The organism is Rhodococcus sp. (in: high G+C Gram-positive bacteria) (genome assembly GCF_049591685.1).
Classification (GTDB): Bacteria; Actinomycetota; Actinomycetes; order Mycobacteriales; family Mycobacteriaceae; genus Rhodococcoides.
Genome location: NZ_JBAWFH010000086.1, coordinates 1 through 17045, shown reverse-complemented (window position 1 = coordinate 17045; position 17045 = coordinate 1). Strand labels below are relative to the sequence as shown.

The following is a 17045-nucleotide window of genomic DNA, read 5'->3' as shown; positions in this document are numbered from 1 at the left end:
TTCGAACACGGTGCCGAAGATGCCACCGTCAGTGGCCGCACGGCGAAGCTGATCGAAGGAGAAATCATGACCCTCGCAGACACCCGTTCCACAGTCACGACGCCTGCAGTGCCGGTTCATACGGTCTCCGCTTCGGCTACGCGGGCACAGAGCAGCCTCCTCTCGCACAACCAGCTCGAGATGATGCGTGCCTTCTTCTGCTACGAGTTCGAGGTAGCGCAGCTCGATCACGAGTCGGTCCCCGCCGCGACGGAAGACGCAATAGACGAGTGGGTCGAAGCCCTGGAGATGAGCGGGCTCTTCGCCTCCGCCGAGCTGCGCACCATCGGCAACGCCTTCCGCAGCGAGCCGAGCGCAGTGGTGTCCCTGCTCGTGGGCAACGTCGACGAAATCGCAGCACGCCGCGATTTTGTTGCAGCACCCGCAGCACCCACAGCGCCCACAGCACCCGCAGCACCCGCAGCACGGAACACCGCCTACCTGCGCGCCAGCTAGCAACCCTGAACAGAACCGAACGCCGCCGTATCGACCCACCGGGTCGATGCGGCGGCGTTGTCTGTACACGAGAGGAATTCGATGACGACAGATGTGGACTTCTCCGCGGTTTCCCGATGGGTCGAAAGTGTAGGTACGGGTGCGCGGGCGCCCTTGACCTTCACTCGCGTCGGCAACGGACAGTCCAATCTCACCTATGCCGTCGTGGATGCGGACGGCAAGCGGTGGGTGCTGCGCAGGCCGCCGCTCGGACAGCTCTTGGCGTCCGCTCACGATGTGGCACGTGAGTATCGAATCCTGTCTGCGCTGCAGAACACCGGCGTTCCGGTTCCCCGGATGGTTGCGATGACCCAGGACCCGGCCGTGTCGGATGTACCGCTGGTGTTGATGGACTTCGTCGACGGAGTCGTGCTCGATTCGATGCACACAGCGCAGGGGATGACGGAGGAACTGCGCGCCGCGGTCGGGCGGAGTATGACGAGCGCACTCGGCGATATCCACCGGGTCGACTTGGAGGCCGTCGGGTTGAGTGATCTGGCCGGCCGCAAACCTTATGCCCAGCGCCAGCTCCAGCGATGGACGACGCAGTGGCAGAACTCGCAGGCGCGAGAGGTGCCCGCGATCGACGAGCTTGCTGCCCGCCTTGCGGCGAACGTTCCGGAGCAGCGTGAAGTGACGCTCGTGCACGGCGACTTCCATCTCAACAATGTCATCACCTCGCCGGCGGACGGTTCGATCGTCGCCGTCGTCGACTGGGAATTGTGCACACTCGGAGATCCGCTCGCGGACCTCGGCGGCCTGCTGGCCTACTGGCCGGAGAATGGCGACGCGGTGGCCGGCCCGTTCATGGTCTCGACGCTTCCCGGGTTTCCCACTCGGGACGAGTTGACCGCCGAGTACGCCGCGCAGACCGGACGCGATGTCTCCTCGGTGGGCTTCTGGCAGGTGTTGGCCCTGTGGAAGTTGTCGATCATCGCGGAGGGTGTGATGCGCCGAGCCGAAGCCGATGCGCGGAACAGGGCAGGCGCCGGGTCACCGACCACGTCGTTGATCGACGACATCGTGGCGCGTGCGGTGTCGACGGCCGACGAGATCGGCATCTAGCTCGGTATCACCAGGGTTCGGGCCGCTGCTTCGATTTCGACGGGAATGGCCACCGGTCGCCGGGTGACGGCATCGACGTACACGTGCACGAATCGCCCGGTGGCCGCGAGTTCGAGTTCGTCGCCCGGAGCGTCGCGGAACAACGCGAGCGCGTAGACGATGCTGCGTGTTCCGAGCTTCTCGACCGACAGGCCCACCTGAAGGGTGTCGGGGAAAGACAGTTCGCGGCGGTAGCGGCAGGACGTCTCGGCGACGACTCCGATGGCGGGGAGTTCCCGAATGTCGACCCCGGTGGTCTGCATCAACCAGCCGTTGACCGCGGTGTCGAAGTACGAGTAATAGGTGACGTTGTTGACGTGGCCGTAGTGGTCGTTGTCGTCCCAGCGTGTTCCGACGGGCCAGAGTGCGGGGTACTGGGCGGCGGTGTCGAGCTCGGCGTCGGCGACAGTCATGGTGTCAGAGTCTAGTGCGAGGGACCGGCCTGGTGCGTGGGCCGGGCGGTCGTCAGTACGTACCGGATGATCAGGCCGGCCAGCAGCGCCCAGAACGCGGAGCCGATGCTCGCGATCGTGATGCCGGAGGCGGCGATCAGGAAAGTGGAAATGGCTGCCTCGCGGTCGTTTTCGGTTCGGAGCGCGCTGGCGAGGGAAGCGGCGAGGGTGGCCAGCAGCGCCAGGCCGGCGACGGTTTCGACGAGGCCTACCGGAGCGACGGTTACGAGCATCGCGACTGCGGCAGAGGCGAGCGCAAGCACGAGGTAGGCATAGCCGGCGGTGGTTGCGGCGATCCAGCGTTTTCGTGGGTCCGGGTGAGCGGCAGGTGCGGCGGCGAGCGCGGCGCTGATGGCGGCGAGATTGATGGCATGGCCGCCCGCGGGCGCGCCGACGATGGTTCCGATTCCCGTCACGGTCATCGACGATCGCCACGGTACGTCGTAGCCGAAGGACTTCATGACGGCGGTGCCAGGGATGTTCTGCGATGCCATCGTGACGATGTACAGCGGCAGCGCGATTCCGACGATTGCCTGCCACGTCCAGTGCGGCACAGTGAGATCGAGCCGGGGTATCAGATCGGACAACGCGAGGGTGTCGTCACCACGAGCGAGTCCGACGGCGATGACGATGGCGGCAACGCCGAACGCGGCGGGTACCGCCCATCGCTTCGAATAGCGTTGCAGAATCAGCCATGTCACGACGACCGGCCCGACGGCAAGGGGTTCGTCGGCGAACGCTGTCACCGGTGCGAGGCACAGCGGAAGGATTACGCCGGCGAGCATGGCCTGCGCGAGCGTCGTCGGGATGGACGCGATCAGGCGGCCGAGTCGTGGCCAGAACCCGGTGAGCAGTATCAGCAATCCGACGGTGACGAAGGCGCCGACTGCGGCCGGCCACCCACCCGCAACCGTCCCGGTGCCCGCCAGAAGCGCCGCTCCGGGCGTCGACCATGCGAGGGTGATCGGCTGCCGGAAGTGCCGGGACAGCCAGAGCATCCCGACTGCCTGGGTGACGCAGACTGCCAGAAGGCCCGACGCAGCCTCGGTCGGTGAGGCGCCGACTGCGCGCAGACCGGTGAGCACGACGGCGAACGAGCTGGTGAATCCGACGAGTGCAGCGACGATCCCCGCGAGTACGGGTTGGGAGCGTCCCACGTCCTGCGAGTCTGTGTCGTTCGGTTGCTCGGGCACGGCTGTTCATCATGCCAGCACGCCGCTGTCGTCGGAGGTCCGCTTGCCTCGATCAGGCCCGGGAGAATTCCGACGCCCGCCGAATCTGCTCGTCGGTCGGTCGCACGCCGGTGTACAGCACGAATTGCTCGGCAGCTTGCAGCGCAATGACTTCCGCGCCGGTCACGACCGGCTTGCCCGCGGCGCGTGCTTTGACGATCAACGGCGTTTCCGACGGCATCGCGACGACGTCGAACACCGCGTGCGCCGCCTCGATGTGCTCGTCGGAGTACGGGGAGGCGTCGGCATCCGGTCCGCCTGCCATGCCCACCGGGGTGACATTGACCAGTAGATCCGCGGCTACGGCGTCGGGCGCCCATTCGTAACCGTAGGCTTCGGCGAGCGCCGGGCCCGTCTCGGTGTTGCGGGCGACGACCGTTCCGCGGGTGAAGCCCGAATCGCGAAGGGCGGCAACGACTGCCTTGGCCATACCGCCGCTGCCCGTCACCGCGACGGAACCGTCGACGTTGAAGTCGGCCTTCTGCAGCAACGTCGCGACGGCCTGATAGTCGGTGTTGTAAGCGTGCAGTTCGCCGTTCTCGTTGACGATGGTGTTGACGGAGTCGATGGCGCTCGCCGAACCGTGCATCACGTCGACCAATGCGATGACGTTCTCCTTGAACGGCATCGACACCGCGCAACCCCGGATGCCCAGGGCGCGGACACCTCCGATGGCAGCGGGCAGATCGGTCGTCGTGAACGCCTTGTAGACGAAGTTCAGGTCGAGCTCGTCGTACAAATAGTTGTGGAAGCGGGTGCCGATGTTGCTTGGGCGTCCGGACAACGACATACAGAGCTGGGTTTCCCGGTTCAAGAAGCTGCGCGACATTCCGAAAAGTCTACGCCGGGCACCGCTCCGATACCGACGCGAGCGTGTCCTGATCCGACGCAGTGATCGGCAGGTCGTATTGTGCTGCGACCGAAAGGTACTTGCCTGCGAAGAAGCATTGGTACGCCGCGTTCGACGGGAGCCACTCCGCGGGAGTCTTGTCGCTCTTGACCTGATTCTCGTCACCGCCCACGGCCAACAGGTTGAAATCGATGTCGTTGGCGAACCGCACACGCTTGTCGAGGGACCACTCGTGCGCGCCCATGTCCCAGGCTGCCGACAGTGCGTAGACGTGGTCGATCTGGATCTTGCCTGCGTCGGCCTTGGTGAAATCGAGGACGTTCCCCGAATAAGGATCGGCCAGTGTGCCCTCGATGACGACGCAATTGCGGGTGCCGTCGCGGAACACCACGTCGGTCAAGCTGCGCGCCAGCACGTTGTCGCGCGTGCCGCAGCCGTCGTGTCCGCCCGGGCCGTCGTAGTCGTCCGTCCAGGCCGGTCCGAACACGCAGCCCTCACCGGCCTTGCAGCCGCGTTCGTATCCGAACGCATCCGGTCGTTCGGCGACGACCCGGACCTGCCCGAGAAGGGTGTCGATCTGCGTCTGCGTCGGGCTTCCGGGTGCGGGTGGGGGCGGCGAGAACCCTGGAATGTTCTGGGTGCCGCAGGCTCCGTACGCCGTCATCGCCACAGCGGCGGCGACCATCAGCAGCGCCACACGGAGCTTTTTCACTCACACCTCACAGTCTCGGTTCATCGATCGCACCCATCAGGGCAGGGTCCTCGGCGAGTGTGCCGCACGACACCGACACGACCACTCGGGAGCCGGCCACTCGACGGCCCCGTCACTCGACAGCCCCGTTACTCGACAGCCCCGTTACTCGACAGCCCCGTTACTCGACAGCCCCGTTACTCGACAGCGATGACCACTTTGCCGGTTGCGTGTCCTTCCTCGACGAGTGCCAGCGCCTCGCCCGCGCGGTCGAGGGGGTACACGTGCTCGATGCGCGGCTGCAGCACGCCGGTGCCGACGAGCTCGGCGAGCCGAGCGAAGGCAGCAGAGGATCGATCGCGCCGCACTCCCGATCCTCCGAGGGAACCGGCGAGCACCGGATCGGCAACGCTCACGATCGGGGTTCCGGCCGCAACCGACTCCGCGGCTCGCCGCAACGTGTCACCTCCGACCAGGTCGAACACTGCGTCCACCTTGAACACTGCGTCCACCTTGAACACTGCGTCCACGTCGGCGGCGATGCGCTCGACGAAGTTCTCGCCCGATTCGACGAAGACGCCTCCGAGGCTTTCCACGAGCTCGCGCTTCCGGGCGCTGGCCACCCCGATCACCGCGATTCCGTCGGCGCGTGCGAGCTGCAACGCGGTGGAGCCGACACCGCCACCTGCGCCGAGCACCAGCAAGGTGTCTTCTTTCCGTAGCCCCAACAGGTCGAGGGCGTCGGCGGCGGTTCCGGCGGCAACGGGCAAGGTGGCCGCAGCCGCGAACGACACGTCGTCGGGCTTGTGTGCGGTTTCGGCAGCATCGAGCACCGTGTACTGGGCGTAACCGCCGTGCCCCGTCGCCGTTGCGCCGAAGACTCGGTCACCCACCGAGAACCCGTCGGCGTGGACGCCCACCTGAACGACCGTCCCCGAGACTTCACGGCCGAGCACCGCGGGCAGCGTCACAGGTGCCACGTCCTTGCGTAGGCCCGAACGAACCTTCCAATCGGCGGGGTTGACTCCCGCCGCGTGAACCGCCACCAGCAACTGGCCCTGCCCGGGATCGGCGATAGGAATGTCGAGTACGTGCTCGGTGCCCGGGCCGCCGTATTCACTGAATCCATAGGCGATCATCTACCTACTGTGCTGTGCCAAGAGCCACCGTGCAAAAAACAACTGTGCAAAAACCGACTGTGCAAAAACCGACTGTGCAAACTCGCTGGGCCGAACTCGATGATTGGATGTACGGATGCTGCACGGTCTCTGGTCCCCCGGCGGCGGCCTCATGCTGTGGCACGACGAACCGCAGGGCGACAACGAGCTACCGCCGGCGCACGCGCACGTGGTGCGCCGTACCTTCCGTCATCGGGTGTCGGTATCGCTGCCACCGGTCGACGGGCGGGCACCGCAACCGGAAAGCAAGCGGGCGATCGCGCTGGCGCCGGCAGACGCTGCAGATCTACTTCTGCGCACCCCCTCGTCGCACGACGCCATCTCGGGCGACCTGCGCTATCTGGGCCACGTCGCGCGCGGCATCGAGCAATGGGTGCGCGCCGGGCGTGTGGTGCCGGCGCTGGTGCTGATCGACGGACAGTGGTGGCCACGGTGGCGTCTGGTCGGCGGTGAACGCCAGCGGGCGTGGCTGAGCGAACTGTCGGTGGTGATGCCGTCCGTTCAGCGGGCGGAGGGGCGACCGAAGAAGATACTCGAGGATCTTCTCGACGAACTCACCGACCCCATCGTCAGATCGATTGTGGGGCGGCCGGATTCGGATCATCCCCTGCTGACCGCGTTGATTCGTGACGATGCCTACCCCGACGGCACCCAGCAGACGGCGACGCTGCTCGACAAGTGGCGAGCGAGCCTCACCGTCGACGAACCCCAGCTGGTGCTGCGCTTGCTCGAGCCCGACTACGACGAGCTTGGCGGAGCCGAAGTCGGTGGCGATTCGGAGGGGGAGGACGAACCGCTGTGGACGCTGCAGGTGTGCCTGCGCGTCGACGGCGAGGCTCCGCTCCCGGTACCGCTCGGGCGTCGCGTCGACGCAGCCCTGATCGGTACTGCTGTGCGCAAGCTCGGTGAGGCGGTCGCGGCCTACCCGCTTCTGCGGGAACTGCCGAGCCCCGACGGCGCCCTGGATCTGTTGCTTCCGACGTCGGTGGTCATCGATCTCGTCGAGCACGGTGCGACAGCGCTGCAGGCCGCGGGTACAACGGTTTTGTTGCCGCGCGCGTGGACTCGCCTCGACCCGTCGATGCGGCTGCGTGTCGACTCGCCGTCGGTCACCAAGGCGGCCACCGACCGGGCCGTCGGGATGGACGAACTCGTTTCGTACGACTGGCAATTGCAGCTCGGCGACATGGTGCTCACCGAGGCCGAGATGAACCGCCTCGCGGTCGCGAAAGGCGACCTGGTTCGGCTTCGCGGACAGTGGGTGCTCGCGGACGGCGGCCAATTGGCACGCGCGGCCAAATACGTTGCTCAGCACCACGGCGACGGCACTCCGCTGGGCGCCTTGATGCGTGAGATGACGCTCGCCGACCCACCGCCGGCGCCCGTCGAGGACATCCGCGCGACGGGGTGGGCCGCGGCGCTTCTCCAACCCGGTGCGAAACCGGAATCGATCCCGCTACCCGCGGGTGTGCGCGCGACCCTGCGCCCGTACCAGGAACGGGGCGTGGACTGGCTGGCCTTCATGAGCAGGCTCGGTCTCGGAGCCGTGCTGGCCGACGACATGGGTTTGGGCAAGACGCTGCAGGTGCTCACGTTGCTGGCGCACGAGCGCAGTCCGTTGCCCACGTTGCTCGTCGCACCGATGTCCGTGGTCGGAAACTGGCAGCGTGAGGCCGCCCGGTTCACCCCGGGCCTGAAGGTGTTGGTGCACCACGGCGCGGCCCGCGCGAAGGGTGCCGAACTCGACACCGCGATCGCGCAGCACGACCTGGTGGTGACGACCTACGCGTTGATGGCCAGGGACCGCGACCAGCTGTCCGAGCAGACGTGGCGCCGGGTGGTGCTCGACGAGGCCCAGCACATCAAGAACTCCGGCACGGCTGCGGCCAAGGCTGCACTGGCGATACCTGCGGAGCACAAGCTGGCGCTCACCGGCACACCCGTCGAGAACCGCCTCGACGAGCTCCGCTCGATCCTCGACTTCGCGAACCCCGGAATGCTCGGTTCGCCGTCCGACTTCCGCAACAGGTTCTCCGTCCCGATCGAACGCGAGCAGGACGAGGGCGCCGTGAGCCGGTTGCGTGCCGTCACCTCACCGTTCATCCTGCGACGCGTCAAGACCGATCCGACGGTCATCTCGGACCTCCCGGACAAGAACGAGATGACGGTGCGCTCCAATCTCACCGCGGAACAGGCGGCTCTGTACAAGGCCGTCGTCGACGAGATGATGGCGCAGATCGCCGACGCGAAGGGAATGAAGCGCAAGGGGGCTGTGCTGTCGGCGCTGACGAGGCTCAAGCAGGTGTGCAACCATCCGGCGCATTTTCTCTCCGACGGGTCGCCGGTGCTCAAACGCGGGCAGCATCGGTCCGGGAAGATCGGCCTCGTCGAGGACATGCTCGACTCCATTCTCGGTGACAACGAAAAGGCGTTGCTGTTCACGCAGTTTCGAGAGTTCGGGGAGATCGTCGCGCCGTATTTCGCCGAGCGTTTCGGCACCGAGGTTCCGTTCCTGCACGGTGGCGTCAGCAAGGCCAAGCGAGACCGGATGGTCGAGAGATTCCAGGGTGAGGACGGCCCACCCGTCATGTTGCTCTCGCTCAAGGCGGGCGGCACCGGGCTCAATCTGACTGCAGCGAATCATGTGGTGCACCTGGACCGTTGGTGGAACCCCGCGGTCGAGAACCAGGCCACGGACCGCGCTTTCCGCATCGGTCAGCGCCGCAACGTCGAAGTCCGCAAGTTGCTGTGTGTCGGAACCGTCGAGGAGCGCATCGATTCCATGCTCGGCTCGAAGCAGGACCTCGCGGACCTGGCCGTCGGTACCGGTGAAAGCTGGGTGACCGAGATGAACACCGCCGAACTTCGAGAGCTCTTCCGCCTCGGCGACGACGCGGTGGGTGAGTGATGGTCGACTACAGTCAGTACGGCAAGCGGCGAAAGGCGAAGGGCGGCATCGAGGCTCGCAGCAAACGCGGGTCCTTCGGCGAGACGTGGTGGGGTAGGCACTTCGTCACGGCCATGGAAGAACTCGCCGACCCGGGCCGCATCGCCCGCGGCAGGACGTACGCGCGGCAGGGTCAGGTGCTCAACCTCGGCGTCGAACGCGGGCAGATCTACGGCGAAGTGCAGGGCAGTCAGCTCGAGCCCTTCTCTGCGTCCGTCACCGTCGACCCGCTCACCCAGGGCGAGGTCGCGGCGCTGATAGACCGCGTGCGAGCGAATCCCGGCATGTTGGCCGAACTCGCATCCAATGCGGTTCCGCAGGCGTTGGCGTCGACCCTCCTGCCGCACCATCAGGGGCAGCTCGATTTCGACTGCTCGTGTCCGGACGATGGGTGGCCGTGCAAGCACGCGGCTGCCCTGATGTACATCGCCGCCGAGCACATCGATGCGTCGGCGACAACCATTCTGACCCTCCGTGGCGTCGATCTCGATCTGCTGATCGAAGGCGTCGGAGATGCGGAAGTGGAGTTCGACCGCGACGACTGGTTCGGCGACGACGCAGCGCTGCCGGCGCTGCCGAAACTCGACTTCTCGGCTGCGATGGACGACCTGGACCCGCTGATTCTGCGTCGGGTGTTCCGAGCGAGTGGGTCCGAGGAGTCCGAGGTCAGCCAGGCCGTCACCGATCTCGCGGCGATCTACCGCCGACTGTGAGCACCGCGGGGTGTGTGCCCGTTCTGTAGACATACATGGACGTCCGACTATAGGATGGGCGCATTCATTGCATCGCAATCGTTAGGACGGATCACATGGCTCGCGAACTCACGCATTTCATCGGTGGAAAGCACGTCTCGGGGGAGTCGGGCAACTTCGGCGACGTCTTCGACCCCAACACCGGCGAGGTCCAGGCAAAGGTGCCGCTGGCCAGTGACGCCGAGGTCGAGGCCGCGATCGCCGACGCTGCTCAGGCACAGGTCGAGTGGGCGAGCTGGAACCCCCAGCGTCGCGCCCGCGTCCTGATGAAATTTCTGCAGCTGATCAACCGCGACATGGACGAGCTGGCTCGACTGCTCTCGAGCGAGCACGGAAAGACCATCGCCGACGCCAAGGGCGACATCCAGCGCGGCCTCGAGGTCGTCGAGTTCGCGGTCGGCATCCCGCACCTGCTCAAAGGCGAGTACACCGAGGGTGCAGGCGGCGGAATCGACGTCTACTCCATGCGCCAGCCGCTCGGCGTCGTCGCGGGCATCACCCCGTTCAACTTCCCCGCGATGATCCCACTGTGGAAGGCGGGCCCAGCCATCGCCTGTGGCAACGCCTTCATCCTCAAGCCGTCCGAGCGCGACCCGTCCGTGCCGCTCAAGCTCGCTGAACTCTTCCTCGAAGCAGGACTCCCGCCCGGCGTCTTCAACGTCGTCAACGGCGGCAAGAACGCCGTCGACGTACTGCTGAACGACGATCGCGTCAAGGCCATCGGCTTCGTCGGGTCCACCCCGATCGCGCAGTACATCTACGAAACGGCAGCCAAGAACGGCAAGCGCGCACAGTGCTTCGGTGGCGCCAAGAACCACGCCCTCGTCATGCCCGACGCCGACCTCGATCAGGTTGCCGACGCCCTCCTCGGCGCCGCATACGGCTCTGCCGGTGAGCGCTGCATGGCCATCTCGGTTGCTGTTCCCGTGGGCGAGGAGACGGCGGACGCTCTGGTCGCCAAGCTGACCGAGCGGGTTGCCAAGTTGAAGATCGGCCGCTCGGACGACGTGGATGCCGACTTCGGCCCGCTCGTCGGTAGCGACGCATTGAAGCGCGTCAACGACTACACCCAGATCGGCGTCGACGAAGGCGCAGAGCTCGTCGTCGACGGTCGCGGTTTCAGCCTCGAGGGGCACGAGAACGGATTCTTCGCCGGTGCAACGCTGTTCGACAAGGTCACCACGGGCATGCGGATCTACAAGGAAGAAATCTTCGGGCCCGTCCTGATCGTCGTGCGCGCCAAGGACTACGAGGATGCACTGCGTCTTCCGTCGGAGCACGAGTACGGCAACGGCGTCTCCATCTTCACCCGCGACGGCGACACGGCCCGCGACTTCTGCGCGCGCGTGCAGGTCGGCATGGTGGGCGTCAACGTACCGATCCCGGTGCCGATCGCGTACCACACGTTCGGTGGCTGGAAGCGTTCCGGCTTCGGCGATCTCAACCAGCACGGACCGGACTCGGTGCGTTTCTACACCAAGACCAAGACCGTCACGCAGCGGTGGCCGTCCGGTACCAAAGAGGCTGCTGTGTCCAACCACTTCGTCATCCCGAACATGGACTGATCGATGTTCACACTCACCGAGGACGAACGCGCCATCAACGAGACGGCCAGGGATTTCGCCGACGAGTTCCTGGCCCCCAACGCGGTCGAATGGGATCAGAGCAAGCACTTCCCGGTTGATGTGCTCCGCAAGGCTGCGGCGCTGGGAATGGGCGGGATCTACATCGGCGAGGACGTCGGCGGATCAGGTCTGACCCGGCTCGACGCCGCTCGCATCTTCGAGCAGCTCGCCACGGGTGACCCGTCCATCGCCGCGTACATCTCGATCCACAACATGGTCACGTGGATGATCGATACCTACGGCACCGACGAGCAACGGCGGCGATGGATTCCCGGCTTGTGCTCGATGGACCAGCTCGGCAGCTACTGCCTCACCGAGCCGGGTGCGGGTTCCGACGCGGCGGCTTTGAGTACCAAAGCCGTCCGCGACGGCGACGACTACGTGGTCAACGGAGTGAAGCAGTTCATCTCCGGCGCCGGCGCCTCGGACGTCTACGTCGTCATGGTTCGCACCGGTGAGGCCGGACCGAAGGGTATTTCGGCGCTCGTCGTTCCGAAGGACTCGGCGGGACTCTCGTTCGGAGCGAACGAGAAGAAGATGGGGTGGAACGCACAGCCCACCAGACAAGTCGTATTCGAAGACGTGCGTGTGCCGGTGGCAAATCGGCTCGGCAACGAGGGCAACGGATTCCGGATCGCGATGAACGGCCTCAACGGCGGTCGGTTGAACATCGCTGCCTGCTCCATCGGAGGTGCTCAGAGCGCGCTGGACAAGGCAGTCGCATATTTGTTGGAGCGCAAAGCGTTCGGTGCGCGGCTGCTCGACGCCCAGGCCTTGCAGTTCCGGCTCGCGGACATGAAGACCGAGTTGGAGGCGGCGCGAACGATGCTGTGGCGCGCAGCCGACGCGCTTGAGCAGGATGCGCCGGACAAGGTCGAACTGTGCGCGATGGCCAAGCGTTTCGCCACCGACACAGGCTTCGACGTCGCAAACGACGCGTTGCAGTTGCTCGGTGGATACGGCTACCTCGCGGAGTACGGTGTCGAGAAGATCGTCCGTGATCTGCGGGTGCACCAGATACTCGAGGGAACCAACGAAATCATGCGGGTCGTGGTGGCTCGCTCGATTGTGGGAGCAGCATGACCGAATTGCACGAGCCCGAAGTCCTTTTCGCAGAATCCGACGGCGTCGGCCGCATCACGCTGAACCGTCCTGAAGCCATCAACGCGCTCAACCATGCGATGGTGCGGGAGATCGCGTCGCGGCTGCACGCGTGGGCCGAGGACGACAGCATCGACCTGGTTCTGCTGCTCGGTGCCGGCGAGCGTGGATTGTGCGCGGGCGGCGACATCGTGTCGATATACCACGATGCCAAAGAAGGCGGCAGCGGGTCGAAGGACTTCTGGCGGGACGAGTACGTGCTCAACGCCGAAATCGCGAGGTTCGACAAGCCGTTCGTCGCCATCATGGACGGCGTGGTGATGGGCGGCGGTGTCGGCCTCTCGGCGCACGCGAACACCAGAATCGTGACCGAGCGCTCGAAGATCGCGATGCCGGAGGTGGGCATCGGATTCGTACCGGATGTGGGAGGCACATATCTGCTCTCTCGCGCACCCGGTCAGCTGGGCGCGCACCTGGGGTTGACCACGGCGAGGATGGACGCGGGAGACGCGATCGCTGCGGGCTTCGCCGATCATTTTCTTCCGTCGGAGAAGCTGGGGGCGTTCTACGACGCGCTGGCGACGACCTCGCTGTCCGATGCGTTGACCGAGTTCACCGAGCCCGCACCCGAGTCGTCCCTCGCGGCGGCGCGCAGTTGGATCGACGAGGCGTACAGCGCCGACACCGTCGAAGACATCGTCGCTCGCCTACGCAGCAATGATGTACCGGAAGCAACCAAGGCTGCCGACGATATCGAGGCGAAGTCGCCGGTGTCGTTGAAGGTGACCCTGAAGTCGCTTCGCCGAGCCGAGAAGGCGTCGTCCCTCGAAGAGGTGCTGAACGAGGAATACCGCGTGTCCGTCGCGAGCCTGAGCTCGCACGACCTGGTCGAGGGCATCCGCGCGCAGGTGGTCGAGAAGGACAGGAATCCGAAGTGGTCGCCTGCGACGCTGACCGACGTGACGGACGCCGATGTGGATCGGTACTTCGCCCCTCTGGGCGAACACGAACTGGGATTGGAAGGCAAAAGCCATGAGTGAGAAGACAATCGGGTTCCTCGGCCTCGGCCACATGGGTGGACCGATGGCGGCCAATCTCGTCAAGGCCGGCTATACCGTGCAGGGCTTCGATTTGGCGCCGGCGGCGCTCGAGCAGGCCAAGGTGGACGGGATCGTCGTTGTCCCGACGGCAGTCGCGGCCGTTGCAGACGCCGACATCGTCGTCACCATGCTTCCCAACGGTCGACTCGTGCTCGACCTGTACAGGGATTTGCTTCCCGCGGCAGCGCCCGACACCTTGTTCGTCGACTCGTCCACCATCGATGTCGCCGACGCCCATGCTGCCCACAAGCTGGTGCACGAAGCGGGGCATCGAAGTCTCGACGCACCGGTGTCCGGTGGCGTCGGCGGCGCCACTGCCGGAACCCTGACGTTCATGGTCGGCGGGTCGGAAGAAGACTTCGCCTCTGCTGCAGCGATTCTCGATGTGATGGGTCGCAAGGTCGTCCACTGTGGTTCTGCCGGCAACGGGCAGGCTGCGAAGATCTGCAACAACATGATTCTCGGTGTGTCGATGATCGCAATCAGCGAGGCATTCGTACTGGGCGAGAAGTTGGGGCTGAGCAATCAGGCGCTGTTCGACGTGGCGTCGACGGCGTCGGGTCAGTGCTGGGCGCTGACGACCAATTGCCCGGTGCCGGGGCCTGTTCCCACATCACCTGCGAACAACGATTACAAGCCGGGCTTCGCGGCAGCGTTGATGGACAAGGACCTCGGACTCGCGGCCAAGGCCCTGCGCGACAACGACGTCGAGGGTGTCCTCGGCCTGCAGGCGGCAGAATTGTATGCGCGCTTCAAGGAAACGTCCGGCGGCGGGACCGATGTCGACTTCTCTGGGATCATCAACGACATCCGTGCACGTTCCGCAGGAGCCGCTTCATGACCGAGTACGAGACCATACTCACCGAGCGCCGCGGACGCGTCGGCATCATCACGCTCAACCGGCCGAAGGCGCTGAACGCGCTCAACTCCCAGCTGATGCGCGAAGTCGTTTCGGTGGTCGACGAATTCGACCGCGACGAGGGCATCGGGGCCATCCTCATCACCGGGTCGGACAGGGCCTTCGCCGCGGGCGCGGACATCAAGGAGATGCAGCCCAAGTCGTACATGGATGTGTACTTGGACGACTTCTTCACCGCGTGGGACAGGTTGGCCGCAGCGCGCACGCCCATCGTCGCTGCGGTAGCGGGGTATGCGCTCGGCGGTGGATGTGAGCTGGCGATGCTCTGCGACGTCCTGATCGCCGCCGACACCGCGGTGTTCGGTCAGCCGGAGATCAAGCTCGGAGTCATTCCGGGTATCGGTGGGTCGCAGCGCCTCACGCGTGCCGTGGGTAAGGCGAAGGCCATGGAGATGTGCTTGACTGGACGAAACATGAAGGTGGAGGAGGCCGAACGAGCCGGACTGGTTTCGCGCATCGTCCCGGCCGCCGATCTGATGGTGGATGCCATCGCCACGGCAACCACCATCGCCGAGATGTCGCTGCCGATCGCCATGATGGCAAAGGATGCGGTCAATCGCTCGTTCGAGTCGTCGTTGACGGAGGGTGTGCGTTTCGAACGCCGCCTGTTCCACTCGACGTTCGCCACCGAGGATCAGAAGGAAGGGATGTCGGCTTTCGTGGAGAAGCGTCAGCCGAAGTTCGTCAACCGCTAGCAGCCCACACCGCGGTGCGGCGGCCGTGCTTGTCCGAGGACAGCAGGGCCGCCCCACGCGCGGAGATCTGCTCGGGATGGTGCGGGACGATTGTTCGCAGATCGAGTCGGTGTTCGAACGCCGCACCGATGGAGCCCATGTTGGCGCCGCCGCCGAGCAAAACGATCGATGCGGGCTCGGTGCCCGACAGCGCAATGGTTTGTTCCACCACCATCGCCGCGTGGCGCACGGGTCCGGCGATGAGGTCGACGAGATCCCCTCGGGTGACGACGTGGTGGCCACCGTTTTCGGAACAGCGCGCGCTGACCACTGCCGCGGAGCTCAGGCGTTCCCTGATCGTGCGAGAGGACTCGATGTCGATTCGAACACCGTTGTCCGCGAGGTAGCGTCGCAGCAGCTGATCGAGGTCGTCACCGCAGAAGGTGGCGGTTCGCCGCGATGTCACGGTTGCGCCGGCTGCCAAATCCAGAACGCTGACGGTCATCCCCGTGCTGCCCAGGTCGCACAGCACGGTAGATCCGTGGGTCGGCACCGTTCCGGTGTAGCGGAGATAGCGCAATTGCGCTGAGGTTTCGTGGACGAGCCAAGTGGGCCGAGGCTCCCGGTGAGCGTCGATGTCTTGGTGGACATCGATGGCGTCAGCGTCTTCTTCGACGCGGTAGGCAACGGCCGAATGGTCCACGTTCAGACCGAGATTCGCGGCGATCGCGCAAACCGCCACAAGACTCTCGGAGACCGTCGACGTGAGCGACCGGCCGGTTCGCCGGCGGATCACGCGTGACGCGACCGGTGCTCGATGCGGACTGTCTCTATAGGTCAACACTGCGCGCGCCCCGTGTGCGCCCGCGCCGATACCCACTACCAACAACTTTCGCTCCCACCCGACGTGCGACCCCCGTCGCGTCGTTCAGGGACATTCCATCACGGAACGTGCGCGGCGGCGTCACTCACCAGCCCGGTGTGGTGTCCACGTCGTCGAAATCCCCGGCGGTGCGCCTGAGTTCGGCGAGGATGCGAACCAGTGACGTCAGCTTGTCTTTCGCGAGTCCGGGCTTACCGAACACCTGGTCGTTGAGTTTTTCGGTTGCGTCGACTGCCAGTTCTCGGCCCGACTGGGTGATCTCCACCAGGGTGGTTCGGCGATCGCTCGGGTGTGGTGTCCTTCGTACGTAACCGGCTGTTTCGAGGCGGTCGACGGCGTTGGTGACGCTGGTGGGGTGCACCTGCAGTCGGGCGCTCGCCTTGGCCATGGGGAGGGCACCGTTTTTGGTGAACGTGAGCAGGGTCAGCAGTTCGTATCGCGAGAACGTCAGGCCCGTCGGTTTCAGTACCTCTTCGACCCGGGCCAGCATGATCTGCTGTGCGCGCATCAGGGACGTTACGGCGGCCATACCGTCGGCGACGTCGCCCCACCCGTGCTTGGTCCACTGACGATGGGCCTCTGCGATGGGATCGAGCGGAAGCGGCGACGAAGCAGACATGCCGTTCATCATCCCATGCCGTGTACCGGCGGCACCGGTAAGCGCGTAGTCGGTCTCGACGCGGCTCGATCAGGTGCCGCACTTTCTAAAATGGCGGTGGGCGGTGTTCTTCGCGTTCACGCACGACTGCCCGGTGTTCGAGGAATCTGGCGCGCAGGAAGATGGCGTCGGCGCGGGCTCGGGCGTCGGTGAGTTTGGCGATGTCGGCGAGGCTCGGGACGTGTTTCATCGATTGCGGGTTGATGACGTCGAACCAGTCGGTGGCGGTGTCGGTGATGTTCCGTTCCCACCAGGTCGGTTCGTAGAGTTCGTCGGGTGGCGGTGGTCGTCGGTCCGACGGTGTTCCTGGGCCGGTGCCGGTGCCGGTGCCGGTGCCGGTGCCGG

At 65.5% G+C, this 17045-nt stretch carries 16 protein-coding genes and 1 pseudogene; 9 read left to right on the top strand and 8 right to left on the bottom strand.

The genetic code is table 11. The annotated features are described in order from the left end of the window. Window positions 1-495, top strand: a 495-nt coding sequence (locus WBQ44_RS04005) for a hypothetical protein (protein ID WP_495565444.1), incomplete at its 5' end; no start/stop codon positions are given. Window positions 496-576: 81 nt separating this feature from the next. Further along, window positions 577-1599 (top strand): phosphotransferase family protein, encoded by a 1023-nt coding sequence (locus WBQ44_RS04000; RefSeq protein ID WP_495565443.1) that lies wholly within the window; start codon window positions 577-579, stop codon window positions 1597-1599. Here the strand turns inward: WBQ44_RS04000 and WBQ44_RS03995 are convergent. The 5 genes from WBQ44_RS03995 to WBQ44_RS03975 all read right to left on the bottom strand — a co-directional run bounded on the left by WBQ44_RS03995 (window position 1596) and on the right by WBQ44_RS03975 (window position 6002). Next, the gene (locus WBQ44_RS03995) at window positions 1596-2051 is read right to left on the bottom strand and encodes an acyl-CoA thioesterase (RefSeq protein WP_495565442.1); all 456 of its coding nucleotides are present in this window, start codon (window positions 2049-2051) and stop codon (window positions 1596-1598) included. The two genes, WBQ44_RS04000 and WBQ44_RS03995, sit on opposite strands and share 4 nt — an antisense overlap. A gap of 11 nt (window positions 2052-2062) precedes the next feature. Further along, window positions 2063-3283 (bottom strand): benzoate/H(+) symporter BenE family transporter, encoded by a 1221-nt coding sequence (locus tag WBQ44_RS03990; protein ID WP_495565441.1) that lies wholly within the window; start codon window positions 3281-3283, stop codon window positions 2063-2065. 52 nt (window positions 3284-3335) lie between these two features. Next, window positions 3336-4151, bottom strand: a complete 816-nt coding sequence (locus WBQ44_RS03985) for a shikimate 5-dehydrogenase (RefSeq protein ID WP_495565440.1) — start codon at window positions 4149-4151, stop codon at window positions 3336-3338. Between the two features lie 10 nt (window positions 4152-4161). Further along, on the bottom strand, window positions 4162-4857 hold the full coding sequence (locus WBQ44_RS03980) for an HNH endonuclease family protein (RefSeq protein ID WP_495565445.1): 696 nt from the start codon (window positions 4855-4857) through the stop codon (window positions 4162-4164). Between the two features lie 203 nt (window positions 4858-5060). Continuing rightward, window positions 5061-6002, bottom strand: a complete 942-nt coding sequence (locus tag WBQ44_RS03975; RefSeq protein ID WP_495565439.1) for an NADP-dependent oxidoreductase — start codon at window positions 6000-6002, stop codon at window positions 5061-5063. A gap of 115 nt (window positions 6003-6117) precedes the next feature. Between WBQ44_RS03975 and WBQ44_RS03970 the strand changes: the two genes are divergently transcribed. From WBQ44_RS03970 to WBQ44_RS03940, 7 genes are all read left to right on the top strand, one after another. Further along, the gene (locus WBQ44_RS03970) at window positions 6118-8949 is read left to right on the top strand and encodes a DEAD/DEAH box helicase (RefSeq protein WP_495565438.1); all 2832 of its coding nucleotides are present in this window, start codon (window positions 6118-6120) and stop codon (window positions 8947-8949) included. Next, window positions 8949-9701 carry an SWIM zinc finger family protein gene (locus WBQ44_RS03965; protein ID WP_495565437.1) on the top strand — a complete coding sequence of 251 codons (753 nt, stop codon included), beginning with the start codon at window positions 8949-8951 and terminating at the stop codon, window positions 9699-9701. Before WBQ44_RS03970 ends, WBQ44_RS03965 begins: the two co-directional genes overlap by 1 nt. Before the next feature lie 95 nt (window positions 9702-9796). Beyond that, on the top strand, window positions 9797-11305 hold the full coding sequence (locus WBQ44_RS03960) for a CoA-acylating methylmalonate-semialdehyde dehydrogenase (RefSeq protein ID WP_495565436.1): 1509 nt from the start codon (window positions 9797-9799) through the stop codon (window positions 11303-11305). A gap of 3 nt (window positions 11306-11308) precedes the next feature. After that, complete coding sequence (locus WBQ44_RS03955; protein WP_495565435.1) at window positions 11309-12448, top strand: isobutyryl-CoA dehydrogenase; 1140 nt, start codon at window positions 11309-11311, stop codon at window positions 12446-12448. Further along, a complete protein-coding gene (locus WBQ44_RS03950) occupies window positions 12445-13506 on the top strand; it encodes an enoyl-CoA hydratase/isomerase family protein (RefSeq protein WP_495565434.1) in 1062 nt (353 codons plus the stop codon). Before WBQ44_RS03955 ends, WBQ44_RS03950 begins: the two co-directional genes overlap by 4 nt. After that, a complete protein-coding gene (gene mmsB / locus WBQ44_RS03945; RefSeq protein WP_495565433.1) occupies window positions 13499-14407 on the top strand; it encodes a 3-hydroxyisobutyrate dehydrogenase in 909 nt (302 codons plus the stop codon). The genes WBQ44_RS03950 and mmsB overlap by 8 nt, the downstream gene beginning before the upstream one ends. Then, window positions 14404-15180 (top strand): enoyl-CoA hydratase, encoded by a 777-nt coding sequence (locus tag WBQ44_RS03940; protein ID WP_495565432.1) that lies wholly within the window; start codon window positions 14404-14406, stop codon window positions 15178-15180. Before mmsB ends, WBQ44_RS03940 begins: the two co-directional genes overlap by 4 nt. Here WBQ44_RS03940 and WBQ44_RS03935 read toward each other — a convergent pair. The 3 genes and pseudogenes from WBQ44_RS03935 to WBQ44_RS03925 all read right to left on the bottom strand — a co-directional run. Next, entirely contained in the window at window positions 15170-16039 is an 870-nt protein-coding gene (locus WBQ44_RS03935) for a hypothetical protein (protein WP_495565431.1), read from the bottom strand. The genes WBQ44_RS03940 and WBQ44_RS03935 overlap by 11 nt on opposite strands. A gap of 88 nt (window positions 16040-16127) precedes the next feature. Beyond that, window positions 16128-16661 carry a MarR family winged helix-turn-helix transcriptional regulator gene (locus tag WBQ44_RS03930; RefSeq protein ID WP_495565430.1) on the bottom strand — a complete coding sequence of 178 codons (534 nt, stop codon included), beginning with the start codon at window positions 16659-16661 and terminating at the stop codon, window positions 16128-16130. Window positions 16662-16746: 85 nt separating this feature from the next. Further along, window positions 16747-17045 (bottom strand): annotated as a pseudogene (locus tag WBQ44_RS03925) (hypothetical protein); the annotation flags it as partial.